Source organism: Comamonas sp. FUJ_7 (genome assembly GCF_057369555.1).
Genome location: NZ_JBXXZI010000015.1, coordinates 37,030 through 60,465, shown reverse-complemented (window position 1 = coordinate 60,465; position 23,436 = coordinate 37,030). Strand labels below are relative to the sequence as shown.

Below are 23,436 nucleotides of genomic sequence, written 5' to 3'. Positions count from 1 at the left end.
ACAGAAAACCCGCTACAACTTTAATAGCTGTAGCGGGTTATAAATTCTGGTGGGTCCTGCGAGATTCGAACTCGCGACCAACGGATTAAAAGTCCGCTGCTCTACCGGCTGAGCTAAAGACCCCCACACATCAGAAGCATTGTTGCTTAATCAGTGGAATGAAGTTATTGTAATCCATTTTTCTAGACGCAAAAGTAAATTCTCAATTTAGTTGCTTTGAGGTCCGTCCGCGCGGGCTAGTTGATCCAATACCCAGCCTGCAGCACACTGTCCAAAGGTCGCTGTCACAGCCACCACAGAACCGTAACCGTGGCAATTGAGAGTGCCGTCTCCTCCTTCTATAGAGCACGATGCATCAGGAGGGGCAACTGCTTCTTTGCTGAATACGCACATCACTCCCATTCGCTTGCCATCTTTGGGGGCACCGTATTGTTTACGCAGGCGATAGCGCAACTGCGACAGAAGCGGATCATGCGTCGTCGCACTCAAATCAGAGATATCGACAAGATGAGCCATACGTTTTCCGCCCGCTGCGCCTACCGAAATAAAGCACTGCTTGGTCTTTCGAGCATGGGCGGCCATTTCAGCCTTGGCCTTGACCTGGTCACAGGCGTCGATTACCGCGTCTGCGCCTAAAGGCAAAAGCTGCAGCCAGTTCTCTGGCTCAACAAAATCGTCAATGCAGTCAACCTGACAGGCGGGATTGATCTGGGCGATCCGATCACGCATGGCTTCAATCTTGGCCTGCCCCACGGTACTGGTCAGCGCATGAATCTGGCGATTGATATTGGACTCAGCCACGTGATCCATGTCGATCAGTGTCAAGCGGCTCACACCGCTGCGGGCTAACGCCTCTGCAGTCCATGACCCTACTCCACCTATGCCCACCACCACCACATGGGCGGCACGAATCCGGGCCGCACCTTGCACTCCGTAGAGGCGCTCCAAACCGCCAAAGCGGCGCTGTAAATCTGCTTGTTCCATAGAAAAAACAGCGCCGGTTTGGGGCGCTGTTTCCACTTGTTGCCGAGAATTCCCAGCCATTATTTAAGCGTCGCCAGTTTGGACTTTGCAATCCCTGCAGCTTCCGAGTTCGGATAAGCCTGCAGCAACTCTTCTAAAGTCTTGCGTGCCGCCTTGATGTCCTTGAGCTCCACTTGGCAGTTGGCGATAGATAGGGCAGCTTCCGGCGCACGAGCATGCATAGGCGCATTGGTCATGACCGAACGGAAGTTCGCGATGGCATTCTTGTAGTCACGCGTTGCGTACTGCGAATTCCCCAGCCAAAATCGCACGGATGGCGTATAGCCACTCTTGGGCCATTGGCGCAGAAAAGCCGCAAATGCTTGTCCGGCTTCGGGAAATTTCCCCGAACGAAACAGTCCCAGTGCCTGCTCGAAGTCCTGCTGCTCGTTGCGGTCAGCGGTGAACTCCACCCCATCCACCGTCACACTGACAGGCTCGAACTGACGCAAGCGCTCATCAAACCCCTTGGCCAGATCCTTTTGGCCACGCTGAAGCTCGGCCGCATCGCGTGTCAATTGCTCGTTCTGTCCACGCAGCTTGGCCTGATCAGACTTGAGCGCTTCGATCTGCGACTGAAGATCCAGCAGACTACGACGAGTTTGCTCCTGCGATTGCTGCAGGCCGTCAACGCGCTGGCGTAGTTCAATGATGGCGCGGCGGGCCTCGTCATCACCAAACAAAGCTGCATGCGCAGTAATGGTGGAACTGGCCAGCAGGCCAGCTATTACCAACTGGGGCAGCGCCGCGTGACGGAGAGTCAACAAAGCCTGCTTCATCATTAACGGTAGTTGATTTCGACGCGGCGGTTCTGAGCGTGAGCGTCCTCACCATGGCCTTCAACAGCAGGCTTTTCCTTGCCATAGCTCACTGCCTCAACCTGAGAGTCATTCACACCCAGCAGGCCCAAAGAGCGGCGCACAGCTTCAGCACGCTTTTGACCCAGAGCCAGGTTGTATTCACGGCCACCGCGTTCGTCGGTATGGCCTTCCAGCTGCACCTTGGCAGCGGGGTTGGCCTTGATGAACTTGGCGTGAGCTTCGATCTGAGGCTGGGCATCAGCCTTGACAGAGTAGCTGTCAAAGTCGAAATACACGATACGGCTGACGCCCTGAGGGCCGGCCTTGGAGGCAGCGGAACCAGTCAGGTCCACACCGGACACACCGCTTTGACCTTGGCCATTGGCGCCAGCGCCTTGACCGGACAGCGTACCGTCAACGGGCTTGTCATCGAGCTTGACCCCAGAGCTGCAACCAGCGACCAGAGCAGTCACAGCCAAAGCCAAGGAAAGTCGTTTGATAGTCAACATGAGATTTCTCCGAACAGTCCACAATGGACTTCATCATTAGAAAGAAAGAAGGAACGCTAACTCAAATCAATGCTTTTGAAACGGGCCCCAATCAGGCTCGCGGATATCGCCACTGGCTCCAGCCAGACGTGCCTTGATCTTGCCGTCCAAGGTGGTAGTCATGAGAGCCTCACGACCGCCCTGGATGGTGGCATAAACAATCAGGCGGCTATTGGGTGCAAAACTGGGACTTTCATCCGCGTTGGTGTCCGTCACGGAATTCACAGTGCCGGTTGCCAGATCCATGACCTGCAGCTTGAAGCCGCCACCCATGCGGGAAATGTAGGCCAGCCACTTGCCATCGGGGCTAATCGCCGGAGAGATGTTGTAAGTGCCAGAGAAAGTCACGCGCTCGGCACTGCCACCGGATGCGGATACCTTATAGACCTGCGGGGCACCGCCACGGTCACTGACGAAGTAGATGGTACGGCCATCGCTGGAGAAGCAAGGCTCGGTATCAATGCCGCTGCTTTGCATGAGGCGACGTGGCTCACCACCTTGTGCACTCAGCAGATACAGCTGCGAGCCACCATCCCGGCTCAGCGTCACAGCCAGGCGGCTGCCGTCCGGCGACCAGGCAGGTGCACTGTTGGAGCCGCGGAAGTTCGCCAGCAAGCGGCGGTGACCGCTTGCCACATCGTGCACATAGACCACGGGCTTGCGCGACTCGAACGACACGTAAGCCAATTGCGTGCCATTGGGAGCCCAGGCTGGGGAAATGATGGGCTCGGGGCTGGAAAGCGCGGACTGGGCATTTTCTCCATCAGCATCCGCAATCCACAGACGGTAATGCGCACCCGCCTTGGTCACATAGGCAATACGCGTCGAGAAAATGCCTTTCTCGCCGGTGAGCTTTTCGTAGATGTAGTCGGCGATGCGGTGAGCTACCAGGCGCAGGTCACCCGTTGTGACGGCAAAGCCCTGTCCACCCAGATCGGCACCCTTGACCACGTCCCACAAACGAAAGCGCACATCCCAGCGGCCATCGGCCAAGCGCGTGATACTGCCAGTTGCCAGCGAGTCGGCCCCCTTCTGGCGCCATTGAGCCACATCAGGGCGCGAGGTTTCATCCAGCGCCGCACCCGAAGCATCCACGCCTCGGAACTGGCCACTGCGCTCCAGATCAGCCTGGATGATGGCGGAAATCTTTTGCGGGGCAGTGCCCTCGCCCTTGAACTGAGCAATTGCAATCGGCAACTGTGTCAGGCCCACGCCTGTTACCTCAACCCTGAACTGTGCCAGTGCGGGAAGAGCAGGTGCAGCAGCCAAAGTTGCCAGCATGGCTCTACGAGAAGCGCGCGGCCCTGCCGCCCAGGTTGTCAGGGATGGAAGTCGGTCAATAGTCATTGGCAGCCATCAAAATTTCCGGAATTGCCCGGTACAAACACAGGTTGGAATGTTACACACCCTGACTGATTCCTGATGTAAGAACGTGCTCAGTAGGGGGATCAATCGCCTGCAAAACAAAACTTTTCAATCAAGAGCATGCCAGAGTCTGCAGCCTGCAGAGGCAATGCCCGCATGGATTCTGCCGCAGGCTTGCCGCGTTATATCCAAACATGCATAGTTGGTTACAACTTCAGCATGAATCTCATCTATTGGGCTGCGCACTGTGGTTCAGAGGACAAGCCCTAAAATCACGCGCTTATGCAAGCCACACCGCCACCATCGCCAAGCGAGCCTGTCAAGGCATCCGCACCTGAGCAGACCGCCCCATTCAACCCCTCCGACCTGCCGCTGATGCAGCGCCTCAAGCGCCTGACGCCTTATTTTTCGGGCCAGCGCTGGGCCTGGGGGCTGGCCATTCTGGCAACGCTGATTGGCGCTGCCACAGAGCCGGCCATGCCCGCCCTGCTCAAGCCTTTGCTGGACAGCGGCTTTACCGCAGGCTCGCTGCCGTTGTGGACCGTGCCGGTCTTCCTGATCGGCCTGTTTGTGATTCGTGGTCTGGCGCAGTTCACCGGTCAGTACGCACTGGCGCGCATTACCAACGACGGCATGCTGGGCCTGCGCCAGAAGCTGTTCGAGCGATTGCTGGCAGCTGACATGAGCCTGTTCTCGCGCCAATCCGCATCGGCGCTGTCCAACACCATCGTCTATGAGGTGCAGACCGGTGCCCAGCAGCTGGTGCAGGCCATGATGAGCATCTCGCGCGACGGCTTTACGCTGATTGCGCTGCTGGGCTATCTGATCTACTTGAACTGGCAACTGACGCTGATCGTGGCCTTCATGGTGCCGGGCGTGGCCTGGGTGATGAAGACGCTGTCGCGCCGCCTGTACCGCATCACCAAGAGCAGCCAGACCGCCACCGACCAACTGGCCTATGTGGTCGAAGAAAACGTGCTGGCCCACCGCATGGTGCGCCTGCACGGTGCCCAGGCTTCCCAGCAGTCGCGCTTTGGTGAGCTGAGCCGCCAGCTGCGCGGCCTCAACACCAAGGCCACGATTGCCTCGGCCGCCATGACGCCGCTGACCCAGGTGCTGGCCGCGATTGCCCTTTCCGTGATTCTGTGCATTGCACTGTGGCAAAGCCGTCAGGGCGGAGCTGCTATCGGCGCAGCCAGCGTGCAGGATGTGACGGTGGGCGGCTTTGCGGCCTTTATCTCGGCCATGCTGATGCTGATCGCCCCCATTCGCCGCATGGCCGACGTGGCCAACCCCATCACGCGCGGCGTGGCTGCGCTGGAGCGCGGCTTGGCGTTGCTGGAAGGCTCGACCGACGAACAAGGCGGCAGCTTCAAGCCCTCGAACAAAGTCAGCGGTGCTTTGCAATTCAGCAATGTCAGCGTGCAGTTTGGCGAAGACAAGGCACCTGCCCTGTCGCGCCTGAGCCTCGCCATCAAGGCCGGCGAAGTGGTGGCCCTGGTCGGCCCATCGGGTGCCGGCAAGACCACGCTGGTCAACCTTCTGCCCCGCTTTCTCTCGCCCACCAGCGGCCAGATCACGCTGGAAGGCACACCGATTGCCGAGTGGGACCTGGGCACGCTGCGCCAGCAATTCGCCATGGTCAGCCAGGACGTGGTCATGCTCAACGACAGCGTGGCTACCAACGTGGCGCTGGGCGGCGATATGGACGAAGCCCGCATCTGGTCAGCGCTGGAGGCCGCCAATCTGGGCGACTTTGTGCGCAACCTGCCCCAGGGCCTGCATACCCTGGTGGGTCACAACGCCAGTCAGCTCTCCGGCGGCCAGCGCCAGCGCCTGGCCATTGCCCGCGCGCTCTACAAAGATGCGCCGATTCTGATTCTCGACGAAGCCACTTCGGCGCTGGACAACGAGTCCGAGCGTCTGGTGCAGGAAGCCCTGAACCGCCTGATGCAGGGCCGCACGACCTTGGTGATCGCACACCGCCTGTCCACCATCGAGCACGCCGACCGCGTGGTGGTGATGGAGCGCGGCCAGATTGCCGAGCAAGGCTCACATGCCGAGCTGATGGAGCTGGGCGGCCTGTACGCACGCCTGCACAATCAGGTGGCTCGTAGCTCTGCTCCCGATGATTCACAAAATTAAGAGCTGCAACCGCATATAAACAAAGGACTTCAGGCCTAAAAAGCCTTGAAGTCCTTTTTTATTGCGCGCTAGCAGCTATCAAAATACGACTTAAGCCAATCAGGTTCGGGCAAGAGCTTCACCTCTGGGCGGCAGTCCTTGGCACATTCTTGCTTGCGTAAGTTCCGACAACCTCTGACAACTATCGGGAGCAGGCCAAGCGGCTCCTACCATGTCCCGCGTGAAGGCTGGGTGCGGCGCTCGTGCTGCAAGGTCTTGCTCAGCAGCTCCACCATGTACTGGCGGTCCGCCAGTCGGGCGAAATCCGCCGCCGTCATATTGCGCTGGTTACGCAGCATGATGTCGGCACCCTCTTGCAGCAGCAGCTTGACGACGGCCTCGCTGCTGTACTGCGCAGCAATCATCAGCGGCGTGGTGCCATTGGGCGAAGCAGCGTCAATATAGGCACTCTCTTCCAGCAGCAGCTTGACGATGTCCAGCGTTTGCGGTGTATCGGCCGAAGCCGCATAGTGCAGCGGCGTCCATCCTTCGCGATTAACATCTGCCCCCATCTTGATGAGGCGCCTGACCAGATCCAGATGCCCCTTGATGCAGGCCATCATCAGCGGGGTCTCGTTTTGTCTGGAGGCCAGATTCACATTGATCTTGGGTGCCTTGAGCAGCTCATCGACCACCTTGAGCGAGTCCTGATGCAGCGCAGCCACCAGACCCGGCCGACCTCTGCTGTCCAGAGTATTCGGGTCAAAGCCGCGAAAAACCAGATTCAAGATGGCGCGGGAGTTATCGCTGACCAATGCCCGCGAATATTCCTCATAGGCGCTGGCCCAGGCCGCGCCCGGCAAGCCTGCAGCTCCTGCGGCGGCGACTGCGGCGCCCAGCCAGTGCAGGCTCTGGCGACGACTCAAAACCAACGGGGCCGATGGGACAGATGGGGCAGCAAACAGGCTCATGCACTCGCTCCAGAAGTCGCTTACAGGGTCACGCCCTTGAACAGACGGTCAAAGTTGGCACTCGTGGCCTCTGCCACCTGTTCAATGGAGATGCCGCGCACCTCGGCAATCTGCTTGGCGACAAAGGGCACGTAGGAAGGATTATTAGTCTTTCCACGGTAAGGCACGGGCGCGAGGTAAGGGCTGTCCGTTTCGATCAACAGGCGATCCAGCGGCACAAAAGCCGCCACATCGCGCAGGTGCTGGGCGTTCTTGAAGGTCACAATGCCCGACAGCGAGATGTAGTAACCCATGTCCAGACCGGCGCGGGCCACGGCCTCGGTCTCGGTAAAGCAGTGAAAAACGCCGCCGGCCTGGGTGCTGGTATTGGCCTCGCCGCATTCGCGCAAGATGGCCAGCGTGTCTTCCGAACTGCTGCGGGTATGGATCACCAGCGGTTTCTGCGTGATCTGCGCGGCCTGGATATGGACACGAAAGCGCTCGCGCTGCCATTCCAGATCGGCAATCGTGCGTCCGCCCTTGCGGTCTTCCATGCCGTAGTAGTCCAGCCCCGTCTCGCCAATGGCCACCACGCGCGGCAGCGCAGCGCGCTCGACCAAGTCCTGTACCGTTGGCTCGGTCATATCTTCGGTGTCGGGATGCACACCCACGGTGGCCCAGAAGTTGTCATGGTCCAGCGCCAGCTGGTGCACATCGGGAAACTCTTCCATGGTGGTGCTGATGCACAGCGCGCGCGTGACCTTGGCAGCAGCCATGGCCTCGCGGATTTGAGCGAGGTTGGCACTCAGCTCTGGAAAATTCAAATGGCAGTGGGAATCGGTGAACATCACGAAATCTGTAATAAGTCAGCCTCTGATTAAACAGGCAGGCTCCAGCTCAGAGACAGTGAGCAAGGCCCGCCCCGCAGCGAGGCTGTTGTCTCCCTCCCGATACAAAGCATCGAGCGAGGGGGAAGCGGCATAGCCGCTCAGGGGAGACTAAATGGTTTGCGTGGGCTTCTCGGAGCTCAAAGCCGCTCCAAGAATATGCTCGATCTTGGCCTTGAGCTCGGCAGACTTGGCATCCTTGGGAAACTGAATCCCGATGCCCTGCGTGCGATTGCCCGGCGCCCTCTCCGGCGTCACCCAGGCCACACGGCCTGCTACCGGATAGCGCTGAGGGTCTTCCGGCAAGGTCAGCAGCACGTAGACATCTTCGCCCAGGCGGTAGTCTCGCTGGGTCGGCACAAAAATCCCCCCTTCGGCAAACAAAGGAATATAGGCAGCGTACAGCGCCGCTTTTTCCTTGATGGCCAGCTGCATCACACTGGGGCGGGGAGTGGTGGGTGCGTTCATAGTGGATTTGCTTGTTTCTAGAGAAAGCCTGTGCTTTCAACAGGCCCCTAGGTTAACACCCGCTCGAAGCTGGAGTGGCTCAACCCTCAACGAGGCCGCCCTGCGGACTTGCCCGAGATCAACACCGCCCGAGCTTTGGCCGCCAGCGCCTCCATCATCAGCCCTGTATTAAAGGGATGGTCGGCCGTGCGGGCAGCCTGCACCAGCTCGCGCGACCAGTCGGCCAGCAAGCCCATGGCCAGCGGCTTGCCCGGCAGGTCGGATGGCGAGAAATAGCGCGGCGCACCTCCACTCGCCAGTGCCATCAGGTCGTGGCAGATTTTCTGCAGTGCCTGCACGGCCTGCGCCGGCGCAAAAGCGGCCAGCGCAGCCACATCGCCTTTGGCCAGCTGTCTGGGCAGTTGTGCCCAGGCTGCAGCCTTGCCAGCATCCGTCGCCATGCGCAGTGCATCGCCAGGGCGGCCACCGGCAGCTTGCAAGGCTGCAGTGGCATCCGGCTCGCTCAAGCCCTGGGTCTGCAGCCACTTCGCGGCCTCTGGCGCAGCCGGCCAGGTCATGGTGTGGGCCAGGCAGCGGCTGCGAATCGTGGGCAGCAACTGGTGAGCGGCTTCACTGGCCAGCACAAACCGGGTGTCGCCAGGCGGCTCCTCCAGCGTCTTGAGCAAGGCATTGGCCGTAATGGCGTTCATCTGCTCGGCCGGATAGACCAGCACGGCCTTGCCGCGCCCGCGTGCGCTGGTGCGCTGGCAGAACTCCACCGCATCGCGCATGGCCTCCACCCGGATCTCTTTGCTGGGCTTGCGCTTTTTGTCGTCAATATCGGCCTGTGCTTTCTCAGACAGCGGCCATCCCAGCTCCATCATCTGCACCTCGGGCATGAGCACACAAAGATCGGCATGGGCCCGCACATCGATGGCGTGGCAGCTGGCGCAGTGCCCGCAAGCGCCCTGTGCCGATGGCTGCTCGCACAGCCAGGCACGTACCAGCGACAAACCCAGCGCGTACTGCCCCAGGCCCGATGGTCCCTGCAACAGCCAGGCATGGCCGCGCTGGGCCAGCAACTGCCTGCGCTGCGCAGCAATCCACGGCGCTTCTGCCTTGGTCTCGCTCATGCCTTGCCACCTATCGGCCAGCCCTTGTCAGCCACCGCCTGTGTGATCTGCTGCCACACGGACTCGCGGCTGGTATTGGCATCAATGCGCGCAAAGCGCTGCGGCGCGGCCTGGGCTCGCTGGGCGTAACCCTGTGCCACGCGGGCAAAGAACTCGCCGGGCTGGGCCTCAAAGCGATCAGGCACGCGGGCCGTAGCAAGACGCTGGGCCGCCACCTCGGCAGGCAGGTCAAACCACAAGGTCATATCAGGCTCACGCATGAAATTCTCAGCCAAATCAGCCTGAAGCGCAGTACCTGTCTGCGCCATGCGCTCCAGAATCGATAGCTGATCCCAGTCAAAACCACGCCCCGCGCCCTGATAGGCAAAGGTGGCATCGGTAAAGCGGTCACTAATGACTACCTCGCCACGCGCCAGCGCGGGCTCAATCACCTGCACCAGATGGTCACGTCGCGCCGCAAAGGCGATCAGCGCCTCGGTCAGCGGGTCCATGGCGTCATGCAGCATCAGGGCACGCAGCTTTTCTGCCAGCGGCGTTCCACCGGGCTCACGCGTCAGGGTCACTACGCGTCCCTGATTGCGAAACGCCTGGGCCAGGCCTTCGATATGCGAGGATTTGCCCGCACCATCTATGCCTTCAAAACTGATGAACAGTCCTTTTGTCATCTAAAAATCATCCATTGATTGCTGCCTGCGCCTGAAAGAGCATGCGCCCATTCAGGGGCACCCAGCAAGAGCCGCCTTGCAGCGAAGGAGCGCCTTCTCGGGAAGGTGCGTAGCGCCTCAGAGCGAGTTACTGCCCACCTCTTTGATAGCGGTTGACGGCTCTATTGTGTTCATCCAGCGAAGCGCTGAAGTGGCTGGTGCCATCGCCCCTGGCCACAAAGTACAAGGCCTTGGTCTGATCGGGCTGCACAGCAGCCATCAGCGCGGCCTTGCCAGGCATGGCAATGGGCGTGGGCGGCAGACCGGCACGGGTATAGGTGTTCCAAGGAGTGTCGGTCTGCAGATCACGCTTGCGCAGATTGCCGTCAAAGCTGGCGCCTATGCCGTAAATCACCGTGGGGTCGGTCTGCAGCCGCATGCCAATGCGCAGGCGATTGGAGAACACACCCGCAATCTGCGCACGGTCTGCCGCACGGCCCGTTTCCTTTTCCACGATGCTGGCCAGAATCAGCGCCTCGTCTGCTGATTTCAGCGGAGTATTGGCCGCGCGCATGGCCCAGGCATCGGCCAAGCGGCGATCCATGGCATGCATGGCGCGGCGCAGCACCGCCATATCCGAGCTGCCCTTGGCATAGGTGTAAGTGTCGGGAAAAAAGCGACCTTCCGGTGCCACACCCGCACGACCCAGTGCCGTCATCAAGGCTTCATCGCTCAGAGCAGCACTCTCTTGCTTGAGGAATTCCTCGCGCGCCAGGGCCGCGCGCACCTGGCGCCAGTTCCAGCCTTCCACCAGCGTCATCGCCCGCAGGCTTTCCTCGCCACGCGCCAGCTTTTGCAGCAGCTCATACGGTGTCACGCCAGCGCTGAGCTCATAGTTACCGGCCTTGATAGCACGGTCCTGCCCCGAGAAGCGAAACCACGCATAAAGCAGGCGTGCATCGGTTTGCACACCGGCCTTGACCACATTCTGGGCCACGCCACGCGGCGTGGTGCCGGGTTCAATCTCAAGCTCCAGGTTGGGCTGAGCCAGCTTCAGTGGCTGATTCAGCCACCACCATGCCCCGCCCGCCGCCAAAGCGGCCAGCGACAGCAAAAATATCAGTGCTCGAATAAGGGCACGCACAGGCTCAATCCATTAATACACAGAGCGACGATCATAATTCAGCCATGACCCAGCCCAAGACGCTGCCGCTGAACGGCATTACTCCCCTCTCCCACCTTGGTGTCATCCGCGCCGTTGGCGCTGACGCAGCCAGCTTTCTGCACGGCCAGCTCAGCAATGACTTTGCCCTGCTCAAATTTGATCAGGCCCGTCTTGCAGCCTTTTGCACGGCCAAAGGCCGCATGCTGGCCAGCTTTATCGGCTTCAAACGCAGCGCTGATGAGATCGTGCTGATCTGCGACCGCAGTCTGCTCGCACCCACGCTCAAGCGCCTGTCCATGTTTGTGCTGCGAGCGCAGTGCAAGCTCAGCGACGCTACGGCGGACTTTGCCCTCTATGGCCTGAGCGGCCAGGCTGCCGAGCAATATGCAAGTGCCGGTGCTGCCCCGTGGGCTCTTCAGCAACAGGGCGATGCCCATGTGCTGGCGCTCTACCCTGGGGCCGGCAACCCGCGTGCGCTATGGGTTGCTCCTGCCGGCGTGGTCCCAGAAGGCCCCACTCTGAGCGAAGGCCTGTGGCAATGGTCTGAAGTGCAAAGCGGCGTAGCCACACTGTCGGCTCCTGTGGTCGATGCCTTTGTGCCCCAGATGCTGAACTACGAATCATTGGGCGGCGTCAACTTCAAAAAGGGCTGCTACCCGGGCCAGGAAATCGTGGCCCGCAGCCAGTTCCGCGGCACGCTCAAGCGCCGCGCCTATGTGGTGCATGCCGAACAGGCCCTGAGCGTAGGTCAGGAAGTCTTTACCGCCGAAGACCTGGAGCAGGCCACCGGTACCGTGGTGCAGGCTGCTGCCGCTCCTGACGGCGGGTGGGATGCCATCGTCTCCATGCAGATTGCATCCGCCACACGGGACGACCTGTTTGCCCACACGGCACTGGCAGAAGGTCAGAGTGCCGACGCTGGCAAGGCCATTGCTCTGCAGATATTGCCCCTGCCCTACGAGCTTCTGGCCGATATCTAATCCCTCATCCGCTCAGTCAGCCACAATGCCAAGGCTCGTCCTTGGCATTTTTTTGCCTCGGCTTTGTCCCCCTTTGTGCACCTCTCGAAAGTCCAGGCTCATGAGCCAAGCCACTTCTCATACTCACCGCTACGGACTGCTGACCCTGGCCTGGGGCTTGTTGTGCGCCTTGCTGGTGGGCCTTCAGTGGTGGCAGGCCCATAACCAGCAGCAGCAGGCGCAAGCGCAACTCGGTCAGAGCCTTCAGCGCCAGATGCTGGAAAAAGTGGCTCAACACAAGGCCCACCTGACGGCGCTTACGGCCGTCGCAGCACTGCAAAGTCCGGATGCCTTATCGGCTTTGCAGCATGTGGTCCGCTCCATCGAAGCGATCTACCCGCGCATTCAAGAGGTGCAGTTGGTCACGCCCAGCCACCCGGCCACAGGCAGTTGCCTGAACCCTGCGGTCATCCAGGCAGCAGCGGCCTTGCAGCTCAAAGCCAGCACCAGCTTGCCCGACACACTTTATCCTGGACACTACTTATTCATTAAAAAGATAGCTACTCCGGCAGGCTGGCTGTGCGTTCGCATTGATTCCGCTCATTTGCTGGATCCCAACACCCTGCCCGCCGACATGAGCCTTCGCATACAGCTCAAGCAACAGAGCTTGCTCGAGCCTACCGGCCCCTTTCGGCAAAGTCAGCCCTTTGCAGAATTCACCCTGAATGGCTACGACCAGCCGCTGCATGTGCAGTTGCTGGCCCGCCCGCAGGGCCTGTTCCAGCCGCTGAACTGGGGCATGTTGCTGATCAGCGCGCTGATCAGTGCGGCGCTGGTGGCAGCCGTGCATCTGGTCTGGAGCAGCCGCCAGCAAAGCAAGCAGCATCAGCAGCAAGCCCGTCAGCTGGCCAATGAGGCACAGCTGGCCCATGCCTCACGCGTCAACAGCATGGGTGAGATGGCATCCGGCATTGCTCATGAACTGGCCCAGCCCGTCACGGCACTGCTCAGCCAAAGTCAGGCAGCACTGCGTGCCCATGAGCGCGGCAAGCCCGAGCTGCTGGCCGCCGCCTTGCAGGCCAATGTGCGCGAGGCCCGGCGTGCGGGTGCCATTCTGGAGCGCATGCGCAGCTATGTCAGCAACGCCCCCAGCCAGCCGCACAGGCTGGATCTCGGTCAAGTCGTCAGTCATGCCCTGCTGCTGCTGGAAGGGCCGGCCCGTCAGGCGCAGGTAGCGCTGCACTGGCAAGCCCCGCAGCGCCCTTGCTGGGTTCTGGCCGACCCCGTTGCACTGGAGCAAGTTATGCACAACCTGGTGCGCAATGCTCTGGATGCCCTGGGCAGCAGCCCTCCAGCCAGTGGCTCGGCCTCCATCGTCATTACGCTGGAGCAAGGCGACACACAGGCTCTGCTCCAAGTGCAAGACAACGGGCCAGGCGTGGATGCCGACACGACACAGCGCATCTTCGAGCCCTTTTTCACCACCAAGCCCGAAGGCATGGGGCTGGGGCTACCCCTGTGCGCCACGCTGATGGAGCGTATGGGCGGCCAGCTTGCCTACACGCCCTCCCCCGGCATGGGTGGTGCCTGCTTTGTCATGCACTTGCCGCTGGACAAGTCCCTCTCTTGAAATTGCCTGAGCAGCCCATGATTTACCTGATTGATGACGATCCCTCGGTACGCGATGCCCTGCATTTGCTGCTGCAGACCTACGAGTTGCCCGTCACCTGCTTTGCATCCCCCGCAGACTGCCTGGCACACCTGGATCGCAACCAGCCCGGCATTCTGATCACCGACCTGCGCATGCCCATGATGTCCGGCCTGCAGCTGCACGAGCAGCTCATGGCCCAAGGGGTGGACTGGCCCACGATTGTGATTACCGGCCATGGCGATCTGCACGCCTGCCGCCGGGCCTTCAAGGCCGGGGTCACCGATTTTCTGACCAAACCCATCGAAGAGCAGACGCTGCTGCAGGCCATTGAGTCGGCCCAGGCACGGCTGAACCGGCAGGCCGAACGCAATGAAGCGCGCCAGAGCCTGCACAGCCTGACCGAGCGAGAACGCGAGGTTCTGGAGCTGATCACCAAAGGGCTGGGCAGCAAGGACATTGCCGCAACGCTGGATATATCGGTGCGCACCGTGGACACCCACCGCGCCAAGCTGGCCGAGAAGCTGGGCACCGGCTCAGTGGCCGAGCAGACCAGACTGCTGCTCAGCGCCGCGCTGTGAAGCCCATGAAGAGAGCTTTACCTCGGTAGGATTACCGATATCCCTCCGTTGGTTTGCGCATGGGCAGCAGCGGCCCGTTTTCCTACAGTTCAGTCATTGCTATCACCCTGTCTTCTAGGAGCCTTGACATGAACCAACGCCTGCGCAACGTCGCCTTCTCCACTCTGACTCTGGCTGCCGCTTTGGCCACCAGCGCAGCCTCTGCGGCCACCACCGGAACAACGACCACGCGCAGCATTGCCAGCGCCACCGCCGTGCAGCTGGCCCAGCAGACCGTGGCCGCCTGCAGCGCTGAAGGCTACAACGTCAGCGCCTCGGTAGTGGACCGCGCCGGCGTGCTGCTGGCCATGGTGCGCGCCGATGGCGCTGGCCCGCACACTGCAGAAGCCTCGCGCGCCAAGGCCTTCACCTCGGCCTCTTCGCGTAATCCCACCAGCGGCATTGCCAAGGCCATTCAGTCCAACCCCGACGCTGCAGGCATGGCGCGCATTCCCGGCTTCCTGGTGCTGGCCGGTGGCGTGCCTGTGAAGATAGCTAACGACACCGTGGGTGCCGTCGGCGTGGCCGGTGCACCCGGCGGCCATCTGGACGAGGCCTGCGCACAGAAGGCGCTGACCGCCATCAAAGATCAGCTGCAGTAATCCTGCAAGCGCCGCCCGCAGGTGAGAAAGGACAGGATTCGAACCTGCGTGCGGCACAACCACCGAGGGCGTTTGCCACAGAGCGCTCCCTCCAACCTGAAGGCCAGCGCCCAAACGTTGGCCTTCAGGCTATTGGGTGGCGCCCACCTTCAGCCGCTCAGTCACCTTTCTCTCTCTGGAGCCTCAGAACACTCCGTAGCGGTAAGCCACATAGCCTGCAGCTACTACACCGATCAGGCACAGCACTGTCATGATTCGCCCCATACGCCACCTCCAAAATATCAGTCAAACAAGCCTCAAAGGCTTACCTGCAAAGCGCTGAAAGCTATCAAAATAGAATCAACTACAGCACCTGGCGCATGGTGATGTGAGGAATTCCGGCCTCTTCATAAACCTCCCCCTCGGGCACAAAACCGGCACGCAGATAAAACGACTCGGCATGGCTTTGGGCATGCAACACGACCTCGCGATCACCGCGCTCGCGGGCCGACGCCACCAGACTGTCCAGCACCATGCGGCCCCAGCGGCCGCCGCGCACACTGCGATCCACCGCCATGCGGCCAATGCGCGCCACGCCCGGCGCATCGCTGACTAGTCGGCCAGTGGCCACGGGCTGATTCAAGCCGTTGAACAGCACGACATGGCGTGCAACCGGGTCAAACTCATCGATCTCGATCTCGCGCGGCACGCCTTGCTCACGCACAAACACAGCCATGCGCAAGCGCTCTGCATCACGACCCAGGTCGTTCCAGCTACCCGAGCGCAGACTCACGACGTCCTGGCCCGCTTCAAAAGCGGTCAGCACATCACGCATGGCTTGGGGCACGGGCTTCGGGGTCTGGGTCACCGCATCGGCAAACACATAGACCAGCTCCACGGAGTTGAGCAGCTCCATGCCGCGAAAGATTCCGGCCTCGAACTGCAGCGAGGTATTGCCCTGCTTGACGCAGCGTATGCCCACATCCAGCACATCGCCCAAGGTGGCCGAGCCGTGATAGACGGTGCCAGCCTTCTTCACAAACAGCTCGCCGCCCAGGGATGCAAAGCCGCTTTCATAGGGAATGGCCAGCTGGCGCCAGTAGTTGGTGATGGCCACATCGGCATACATCAGATAGTGGGCATTGAAGACAATTTTCTGCGCGTCCACTTCGGCCCAGCGCACGTCGATACGGGTAAAGCTGCGAAAGTCCTGTCGATTCATAGTGCTTGCTCTCGTTTCAATTCAAACCAAATGCGCCGCGCAAGGCCTGCGCCATATCGTGATGCGCCTGACGCGCCTCGGCAATCACACGGCCCATCTTGACGAATTCATGGGTGACACCCTTGTAAATTTCCAGATCCACGGGAACACCTGCCATACGCAGCTTGTCGGCGTATTCCACGCCTTCATCCACCAGCGGATCGCACTCGGCCAGCCCCACCCAGGCGGGAGCCACCCCTTCCACATCGGGCGCTAGCAGCGGCGCAAAACGCCAGTCCTCTCTGTCCTTGGGATCGGCAAGGTATTGGGCAAAAAACCAGGTGATGGAGGGCTCCTCCAGCACCAGCCCTCGGGCAAATCGACGGTGGGAATCGGTATCCTGATGCGCCGTGGTGCCAGGGTAGATCAGCAACTGCAGTTGCAGCTCTAGCCCGGCGTCGCGCGCTTCAATCGCGCAGGCAGCCGCCAGAGTTCCGCCTGCACTATCGCCTCCTACGGCGATACGGCGGGCATCGGCACCCAGACTTGCGGCATGGGTGGCCAGCCACTGCAGCCCATCCCAGGCATCGTTGTGCGCCACCGGAAACTGATGCTGCGGCGCCAGACGGTATTCCAGCGACACGACCATGCAGCCTGCCAGGTGCGCAAGCTGGCGGCAGAGCTGATCATGTGTGGCCACACTACCCACGGTAAAGCCGCCGCCGTGCAGGTACATCAGCACCGGCAGCCCTGTGTCAGGGGCTTCTTCCTGGGCCACGGGCGCATACAGCCGGGCCAAAAGCGTTGCGCCATCGCGCACGGGAATCTGCAAATCCTCTACACGCGCCAATGCCTGTCTGGGTATCTCCAGCACACCCGCTGCGGCTTCATAGGCGGCTCTGGCACCTTCGGCTCCCAGCTGATGCATGGGGGTGCGGGCTGCTCGCTCCATGCGCCTGAGTACATCGCGCATGGAAGGGGTCAGGCTGCTGGGCAAAGCCTCGGAGGTCTCGGACATGATCACAACAATTGGGGGACAAAAGCACAGGCAGGCATTGTGCGGGCCAAGCCCGAAGTCTGCATGAGCCGATCTGCATTCTTGTCTCCGGGGCGACGGTTTGGGGTCCGCACCTAGGGTTAGCTTTCTGTGTGCCTGCGCCGCACGCTTCTAAATTCCGGGAGTTGTTCCTCTTTCATACCGATGTGCCATGGCTTCCATCAATTACGTCACGCAAATCCAGTTTGACTTTGGCGCCATCCGCCTACTGCGCCAGGAGTGCGATCGCGTGGGCATTCGCAAGCCGTTGCTCGTGACGGACCCTGGTGTCAAGGCGGCGGGCATTTTGCAAAAGGCTCTGGACGCACTGGGCGATCTGCCTCATGCGGTCTTTGATCAGACGCCCTCCAACCCAACAGAGGCTGCGGTCATGAGTGCCGCAGACGTCTACAAGGCCCAGCACTGCGACGGGCTGATTGCGGTGGGCGGCGGCAGTGCCATCGACTGCGCCAAAGGTGTCGCCATTGCCGCCACGCACGAAGGGCCGCTGTCGCACTACGCCACGATTGAAGGCGGCTCACCGCGTATCAGCGATCATGTAGCACCGCTGATTGCCATCCCCACTACCTGTGGCACCGGCAGTGAAGTGGCGCGCGGCGCCATCATCATCGTGAACGACCACCGCAAGCTGGGTTTTCACAGCTGGCACCTGGTCCCTAAGGCCGCCATCTGCGACCCAGAGCTGACTTATGGCCTGCCTGCCCTGCTGACTGCCGCCACCGGCATGGATGCGATCGCGCATTGCATGGAGACGTTCATGGCCGCCGCCTTCAACCCTCCCGCAGACGGCATTGCACTGGATGGCCTGACGCGCGGCTGGGCCCATATTGAGCGCGCCACCCGCAACGGCCAAGACAGCGAGGCACGCCGTCAATTGATGAGTGCCAGCATGCAGGGAGCCATGGCTTTTCAAAAAGGCCTGGGATGCGTGCACAGCCTGAGCCACAGCCTGGGGGGCATCAACCCGGGCCTGCACCACGGCACGCTCAATGCCTTGTTTCTGCCTGCTGTCGTGCGTTTCAATGCCCAGGCCGAAAGCGTGCAGCGTGAAGACCGCCTGGCTCGCATGGCCCATGCCATGGGCCTTGGCAGCGCCAGCGATATTCCCGACGCCATTCGCGACATGAACGCCCGCCTGGGCCTTCCGGCAGGACTTGCCGCGCTTGGGGTTGAGTCTGCGCAGTTCAGGGCCGTTATTGACGGCGCACTGCGCGACCATTGCCATGCGACCAATCCCCGGCTTGCATCCGCCGAGGACTATGAGCACATGTTGAGCACCTCGCTTTGAGGCCTTCAGGCCTCGGGCCCGGCGCTTTGCTTGAGCGCAGCGCGCACATCTTCCATCAGTTGGCGGGCCATGCCCATCAGCACGTCCAACTCGTCATCAGACAGGTTGCGCGGCTCATCATCCAGAATGGAAAGACAGCCCAGCACATGGCCTTTCTTGTCCACCAGGGGCACTCCCGCGTAAAAGCGCAACTTCAGCTCTTGCACGGTGGCATTCCTGGCAAAGCGTGGATCGCGAGCCAGATCGCCCACGACCAGAGCTTCAGCGTCATGAACCACATACGAGCACACCGAGCTCTCGCGCGGCCAGCCTTGCTCGGCAGTGACGTTTTCCGATAGCGTAAGCAAGCTTCCAGGAGTCCAGACCTTCTCTGCATCCACCCAGGCCACCTGCGCCCACCGGGTGTTGAAGGCATTGACAGCCTTCTGGGCCGTGTCGTGATAGAGCGGCGTCAGCGCAGGACTCAGAACCCCGCTGGCATGCAGCCACTGCACGCGCAAGGCATCGCCTTCGGGGATGGGGGCTGCGATTACATGCTCGCTCAACGCATTCACTTGCATGGCCTCCACCCACAGGTGCAGCTCGTGCAAACTGGTCACGCAGGCCTGCGCCCCAGTATGACGCGCAAAATCAGGGTCTGCCGCCACCTCCGGAGCATTCCACAGGCACAAGACCACTTGCGTCTGCGGCCAGCGCTTGCGAATACGGCGCATCATGCGTCTGAGCATGCTTTGTGGCTGCGCACTGAAGATGGAGAGCACCAGTAGGTCTGACTGATCCATGACCTGAGCCCACTGCCCACCTTCGGCCAACGCTCCGGCATCAAGCCTCGTGAGCTGAGTGTCAGGAGCCAAAGCCCATTCCGAGCAGCTCACAGCATGTCCATGCAGGCTTTCCGCATGCGCCACCATTGCCGCTCCCAGTGCATCCACTTCCCAGCGAGCCCCGGCGCAGTGAATGCGCAGGCAGCGCTGCCCCAATTGCACCTTTTCCAGGCTTTCAGCCTCTGCATTGCTGCAATCGCTCCCCACAGGAGCGGCATAGTGCTCCTCCAGCTCCTCCAGCAAAGCCGCCATGCCATTGGACAAGCGCAGCCTGTGCTCCGCCGTCGCGGATTCCAGGTGCTGCTGGGTAGCAATGCGCAAGGCAGGGATGGCCACTTCGTCGTAGAAGCTGCGCACCGCCGCCGCCTTGTCTGCCTGGGTCGGCTTGGAAGGCAAGCGCTCCTGCACTGCATCCAGCGCCATGCTGATCGCATCCTCGGAGTCATCGGCCAGCAAACGCTGATACAGGCGCTGCTGAGGTCCCAGCACAGGCTCACTGCCCAGCAGCACCTCCATGAACTTGAGCGAGGGTATGTAGCGCCCCAGCACCAGCAGACAAACCGTCAAGGGCGTGGACAAGATCAGTCCAATCGGTCCCCACAAGGCAGTCCAGAACGTCGCCGCCACGATGATGGAAAGTGTCGACAGTCCTGTACTTGAGCCATAAAGCCAGGGCTCGATCACATTGTTGCTGATCAGCTCCAGCAGCAGGATCAAGCCCAATGTGAGCAAGAACATGTTCCAGCTGGGGTCTACAGCAAAGGCCAGCGCCAGAGGGAAGACTGCCGACAGCATGGGTCCCACATAGGGAACAAAGCGCATGATGGCTCCCAGCACACCCCAGAGAATGGCCCCCGGAACCCCAATGAACCACAGCCCCGCCGCCAGGGGTATGCCATAGCTGACATTGACGATGAACTGCATGCGCAGATATTTGCCAATGCGCTCGGAGGCTTCGTCAAGCGCATCGGTGGCCACATGCAAGTTGCCTCCCACCAGTCTCAGCAGACGGTCACGCAGATCATCCCGATCGAGCAGAATCAATATGACAAACAGCAGCACGATGCCCGCCGTCGTCACCGGCTCTGCAATGCGGCCCAGCCACTGCAACATTTGTGTCGTGGGTTTGGACTCTGGCCTTTGTACCTCCACTTTCTGAACACGCGCAGTATTGCCATCAACGCTGGAAATCTCTTTCTCCACCGTGTTGTAAGTCTTGAAAACGCCATCCCATGCACTGGGCATATTGGCGCTCTTGCGCAGGCTGCGCAGCTTGTCCCGAATCGTGGACTGATAGGTCGGCAGATCGGCGCTGAGTTGCTGCACCTGGCTGCCCAGATACATGCCCAGCCCGCCCAGTGCAGCCAGTGCCAGAGCCACAACGACAATGGCAGAGGCCATACGCGGCAGCCCCCAGCGCTTGAGGCGGCTGACCGCAGGATCCAGCAAAAAGCCCAGGAGCATGGCCAGCGCCAGCGGAATCAGCATGTCCCGCCCAAAGTACAAGGCCAGGATCACGATGGAGGCGATCATCAATCCGGTCAGCAAACGCAGGGCCGGCAAAATTTCCACTAGCTGAGAGCCAGCGGCCACACCCGTGGCGTGACTGCGCCCCTGCAGACCATCTGTATTCCATAGACCCGCAGTGCCTCGCTGACGCTCGGTACGATCTTTGTAATGCTGTATCAGCGGCTCCAGCTCAACGGGAGGACCGGCATGCGGCTTAGTCGGTGCTACCGCTCCGATACCAACATCCTCAAGTGCAGCAGATTCACCCTTGGAAGAAAACTCGTTTCGAGGTTCAGACATAAGCGCCCTTGAAAGATTGTTAGGCGCATTTTTACTGACGTCATGTTCTTCGTCCACAAGGCTTTTCCCCGCGCTGCCTTAAAGCTCGATCAAGCCTTTATGCTTCTCATGCACCAAGATGTAGACATGCAAGCGCTCATCCTCAGAATAAAACCACTGAGCTCAGAACTGCACATCCAAAGACTGTCCTGCATGCCAGTCGATAGAGGCCTGACGCAGCACCATATCGATATCCATTCCCAGAGCCAGCCCGGTTTCGGCGGGAAAACTGACCGCCATCTGGCGCTCACTCCAATTGAGCGCACGTGTCGATGCCCTCCAGATCGCCAGGTGCAACACCCCTGTCAAAGGCTCAAACACAGGCTGCTCCAGCGGCGTATGCATGAACTGGAACGCATCGCTCATGAACTCTGGCAAGTTCCACTGCCTGGCTAGGTGTGCGGTAATCTGGCCCGAGCAGTAGCCCATCAACTGCATTTCCACCTGCGGGCGATGCGGATGCATGGGCTCCAGCAATTCGGCCAAGCGGAAAAAAGTCTCCGGGTCGGCGGTATGCAGCAATAGCTCGCCCAAGCCATGCAGCAAGCCCAGGGCATAAGCCTGAGATGCATTGGCCTGCACGGACATCGCCAGCGCACGTGCCATGCGTGCCGTGTCCAAGCTGTAACGCCAAAAGTTCGCCAGACTCCAGCCCGCCGTGGCATGCGCAGCGCTGACTGGCGCAGCCTTTTGCATCAACTGTTTCAACTGCACAGGCGCCAGCACGACCAATGCCTCTGGAATGCTGTGCACCCCTTGACCCTGCAAGTGTCCAGGACGATTGCTCATGGCCAGCAAGCGCCCTGCCAGAACGGGATCTGTGGAGAACAGCTGAGCCAAGCTGCGCAATCCAGGCTCAGGCTTGCACAGCTCGTTGAGCAGCAAGGCAACCGTACGCGGCTGACTAGGCAGCGACTGATGCTGCTCCAGCAAGGCAGACAGGATCAAGGGCTTGACACGACTCATTGGCTCAGTACGTGACTGCTCAAATGCAGTCTCCATAAAAGAAAAAAGACAAACTCAGGCGATCGTCAGAATGTCTCATTACTTTGCAGCTGTACCGGCTGCCCCATGATCAACTGGCTGGCAATTTTGCGTGTCAGCGGCTGGAGCACGGAGAAGTGATCCAAGCCTTGCACCGAGACGCAATGCACCTGATTCGACTTCCGCGCAGCACACATATTGTCAAGACTCTGGATATTGCTCGGCCTTTTGCTGCCCTCAATGATCCACGTCGGACTCTTGATGGCATGCAGCCAGTACAAGGGCGAACGCAAACGCTTTTCATCAGCAGACATCAGCCCCCATCGAACAGGCCAGTCATAACCGCTGATCTCATCGACCGGGCCAAAGGCAAAAATGCCTTGCACTGGCAGCCCGGCCGCGGCTGTCAGCAAAGCCAAGGTGGCCCCGGTGCTGTGACCTCCGAGATAAATACGCGTGGGATCCACGTGAGGCAGTTGGGCCGCCTGCAAAATTGCAGCGGCCACATCCTGTACCTCTCCCCAAAAGTACTCCCGCTGCCCCGGGTTGTCATTACCGCCTCGCAGACTTGGAAAGAGCATCACCATTCCGGCCTTGCGGAACGCGCTAGCACTTTGATCATTGCTGGCGTCACCCTCGCTCCAGAAGTCGCCAAGGCTGTTGGTATCACCGCCTGTGAGCCAGACCATCAAAGGCTGCTTTTCCCCGTCTCTGGGGTCAGGTGTGACAAAGGCTTTGAGTTGCAGATCACCGCTGCGGTAGTCCATGGGCACAAACAAATGGGCAGGCGGCTTTGGCATGGCCGCCACCGCCTTATGTGCGGCTGGCAGCAACGCAGTCGCAATCTGTGTACTCCTTCCGGCACGAGCCTGCATGAGGTTTTGCAGCGTAATAGAGCCGTTCGCAATCTGCTGTTCAAAGGTCTGTTCAATCTGCGCCTGCTCCGCACGCTGGCTCTCGTGCTGTTTGCGGGCTGCAGCATGGCGCTGGCTGGCCGACTCATAGTCGGCCATGGCCTCTCGCGTAATACAGCGCCGCTGCTGATCGACCGCAATGCCTTCTTCCTGCGCCTTGTCGACCTGCCCCAGGTTGAGTTTGACCGTATGACACAAAGCGTCACTTTGCGGCGCCAGCGCGGGCGGCCAGACCAAGGGAACGATTTTTTCGGCCTGTGCCTTTTGCTGAACCCTGTCCAAAGACAGCCAGCCTCGCGAAGTCATCTTGGCAGCGATAAAAACCACCAAAAGCACCACACCAATAGCCGGCAAGATCACCCGCCCTCTCGGTTCACGCATTGTTTTTCTCCCACAAAAAAGGCCGCCTGTTATTCGGATTCAGTG

General features: G+C 60.5%; 21 protein-coding genes and 2 tRNA genes. 6 read left to right on the top strand and 17 right to left on the bottom strand.

What is annotated here, in order from left to right:
• Nucleotides 1-47 precede the first annotated feature (47 nt).
• The 5 genes from AC2I9W_RS17130 to tolB all read right to left on the bottom strand — a co-directional run bounded on the left by AC2I9W_RS17130 (nucleotide 48) and on the right by tolB (nucleotide 3,718).
• A tRNA-Lys gene (locus AC2I9W_RS17130) sits at nucleotides 48-123 on the bottom strand.
• An 84-nt stretch (nucleotides 124-207) separates the two neighbouring features.
• Nucleotides 208-984, bottom strand: a complete 777-nt coding sequence (locus AC2I9W_RS17125; RefSeq protein WP_486411125.1) for a tRNA threonylcarbamoyladenosine dehydratase — start codon at nucleotides 982-984, stop codon at nucleotides 208-210.
• 59 nt (nucleotides 985-1,043) lie between these two features.
• Entirely contained in the window at nucleotides 1,044-1,805 is a 762-nt protein-coding gene (ybgF, locus tag AC2I9W_RS17120) for a tol-pal system protein YbgF (protein ID WP_486411124.1), read from the bottom strand.
• Nucleotides 1,805-2,332: a peptidoglycan-associated lipoprotein Pal gene (gene pal, locus AC2I9W_RS17115; RefSeq protein WP_158392074.1), complete on the bottom strand. Its 528-nt coding sequence runs from the start codon at nucleotides 2,330-2,332 to the stop codon at nucleotides 1,805-1,807. Before pal ends, ybgF begins: the two co-directional genes overlap by 1 nt.
• Nucleotides 2,333-2,398: 66 nt before the next feature.
• Nucleotides 2,399-3,718 (bottom strand): Tol-Pal system beta propeller repeat protein TolB, encoded by a 1,320-nt coding sequence (tolB, locus tag AC2I9W_RS17110; protein ID WP_486411123.1) that lies wholly within the window; start codon nucleotides 3,716-3,718, stop codon nucleotides 2,399-2,401.
• Between the two features lie 300 nt (nucleotides 3,719-4,018).
• On the opposite strand from tolB, the gene msbA reads away from it, so the two are divergent.
• Nucleotides 4,019-5,881, top strand: a complete 1,863-nt coding sequence (msbA, locus tag AC2I9W_RS17105; RefSeq protein ID WP_486411122.1) for a lipid A export permease/ATP-binding protein MsbA — start codon at nucleotides 4,019-4,021, stop codon at nucleotides 5,879-5,881.
• Between the two features lie 206 nt (nucleotides 5,882-6,087).
• Here the strand turns inward: msbA and AC2I9W_RS17100 are convergent, their stop codons facing one another.
• The 6 genes from AC2I9W_RS17100 to mltG form a co-directional block, all read right to left on the bottom strand.
• Nucleotides 6,088-6,831, bottom strand: a complete 744-nt coding sequence (locus tag AC2I9W_RS17100; protein WP_486411121.1) for an ankyrin repeat domain-containing protein — start codon at nucleotides 6,829-6,831, stop codon at nucleotides 6,088-6,090.
• Between the two features lie 20 nt (nucleotides 6,832-6,851).
• Entirely contained in the window at nucleotides 6,852-7,658 is an 807-nt protein-coding gene (locus AC2I9W_RS17095; protein WP_486411120.1) for a TatD family hydrolase, read from the bottom strand.
• A gap of 150 nt (nucleotides 7,659-7,808) precedes the next feature.
• A complete protein-coding gene (locus tag AC2I9W_RS17090) occupies nucleotides 7,809-8,165 on the bottom strand; it encodes a PilZ domain-containing protein (protein WP_486411119.1) in 357 nt (118 codons plus the stop codon).
• Nucleotides 8,166-8,251: 86 nt separating this feature from the next.
• Nucleotides 8,252-9,277, bottom strand: a complete 1,026-nt coding sequence (locus tag AC2I9W_RS17085) for a DNA polymerase III subunit delta' (RefSeq protein ID WP_486411118.1) — start codon at nucleotides 9,275-9,277, stop codon at nucleotides 8,252-8,254.
• Nucleotides 9,274-9,942 (bottom strand): dTMP kinase, encoded by a 669-nt coding sequence (tmk, locus tag AC2I9W_RS17080; protein ID WP_486411117.1) that lies wholly within the window; start codon nucleotides 9,940-9,942, stop codon nucleotides 9,274-9,276. The genes AC2I9W_RS17085 and tmk overlap by 4 nt, the downstream gene beginning before the upstream one ends.
• Nucleotides 9,943-10,069: 127 nt before the next feature.
• Nucleotides 10,070-11,065 (bottom strand): endolytic transglycosylase MltG, encoded by a 996-nt coding sequence (mltG, locus tag AC2I9W_RS17075; protein WP_486411116.1) that lies wholly within the window; start codon nucleotides 11,063-11,065, stop codon nucleotides 10,070-10,072.
• Nucleotides 11,066-11,109: 44 nt separating this feature from the next.
• Between mltG and ygfZ the strand changes: the two genes are divergently transcribed.
• The 4 genes from ygfZ (at nucleotide 11,110) to AC2I9W_RS17055 (ending at nucleotide 14,915) form a co-directional block, all read left to right on the top strand.
• The gene (ygfZ, locus tag AC2I9W_RS17070; protein ID WP_486411115.1) at nucleotides 11,110-12,066 is read left to right on the top strand and encodes a CAF17-like 4Fe-4S cluster assembly/insertion protein YgfZ; all 957 of its coding nucleotides are present in this window, start codon (nucleotides 11,110-11,112) and stop codon (nucleotides 12,064-12,066) included.
• A gap of 100 nt (nucleotides 12,067-12,166) precedes the next feature.
• A complete protein-coding gene (locus AC2I9W_RS17065) occupies nucleotides 12,167-13,675 on the top strand; it encodes a sensor histidine kinase (protein ID WP_486411114.1) in 1,509 nt (502 codons plus the stop codon).
• A 17-nt stretch (nucleotides 13,676-13,692) separates the two neighbouring features.
• On the top strand, nucleotides 13,693-14,274 hold the full coding sequence (locus AC2I9W_RS17060; RefSeq protein WP_486411113.1) for a response regulator transcription factor: 582 nt from the start codon (nucleotides 13,693-13,695) through the stop codon (nucleotides 14,272-14,274).
• A 128-nt stretch (nucleotides 14,275-14,402) separates the two neighbouring features.
• A complete protein-coding gene (locus AC2I9W_RS17055) occupies nucleotides 14,403-14,915 on the top strand; it encodes a GlcG/HbpS family heme-binding protein (protein ID WP_486411112.1) in 513 nt (170 codons plus the stop codon).
• 23 nt (nucleotides 14,916-14,938) lie between these two features.
• Here the strand turns inward: AC2I9W_RS17055 and AC2I9W_RS17050 are convergent.
• The 3 genes from AC2I9W_RS17050 to AC2I9W_RS17040 all read right to left on the bottom strand — a co-directional run bounded on the left by AC2I9W_RS17050 (nucleotide 14,939) and on the right by AC2I9W_RS17040 (nucleotide 17,113).
• Nucleotides 14,939-15,086 (bottom strand) — tRNA-OTHER (locus AC2I9W_RS17050).
• Between the two features lie 172 nt (nucleotides 15,087-15,258).
• Nucleotides 15,259-16,116, bottom strand: a complete 858-nt coding sequence (locus tag AC2I9W_RS17045) for a GNAT family N-acetyltransferase (RefSeq protein ID WP_486411111.1) — start codon at nucleotides 16,114-16,116, stop codon at nucleotides 15,259-15,261.
• Between the two features lie 16 nt (nucleotides 16,117-16,132).
• Nucleotides 16,133-17,113 (bottom strand): alpha/beta hydrolase, encoded by a 981-nt coding sequence (locus AC2I9W_RS17040; protein ID WP_486411110.1) that lies wholly within the window; start codon nucleotides 17,111-17,113, stop codon nucleotides 16,133-16,135.
• A 190-nt stretch (nucleotides 17,114-17,303) separates the two neighbouring features.
• Here AC2I9W_RS17040 and AC2I9W_RS17035 point away from each other — a divergent pair, with 190 nt between their 5' ends.
• The gene (locus AC2I9W_RS17035) at nucleotides 17,304-18,440 is read left to right on the top strand and encodes an iron-containing alcohol dehydrogenase (protein WP_486411109.1); all 1,137 of its coding nucleotides are present in this window, start codon (nucleotides 17,304-17,306) and stop codon (nucleotides 18,438-18,440) included.
• A gap of 5 nt (nucleotides 18,441-18,445) precedes the next feature.
• On the opposite strand, the gene AC2I9W_RS17030 is transcribed toward AC2I9W_RS17035, so the two are convergent.
• From AC2I9W_RS17030 to AC2I9W_RS17020, 3 genes are all read right to left on the bottom strand, one after another.
• Nucleotides 18,446-21,073, bottom strand: a complete 2,628-nt coding sequence (locus AC2I9W_RS17030; RefSeq protein WP_486411108.1) for an AI-2E family transporter — start codon at nucleotides 21,071-21,073, stop codon at nucleotides 18,446-18,448.
• Nucleotides 21,074-21,235: 162 nt separating this feature from the next.
• Nucleotides 21,236-22,078 (bottom strand): HDOD domain-containing protein, encoded by an 843-nt coding sequence (locus AC2I9W_RS17025; protein WP_486411107.1) that lies wholly within the window; start codon nucleotides 22,076-22,078, stop codon nucleotides 21,236-21,238.
• Between the two features lie 65 nt (nucleotides 22,079-22,143).
• Nucleotides 22,144-23,391 (bottom strand): alpha/beta hydrolase family protein, encoded by a 1,248-nt coding sequence (locus tag AC2I9W_RS17020; RefSeq protein WP_486411106.1) that lies wholly within the window; start codon nucleotides 23,389-23,391, stop codon nucleotides 22,144-22,146.
• Between the last annotated feature and the right edge of the window lie 45 nt (nucleotides 23,392-23,436).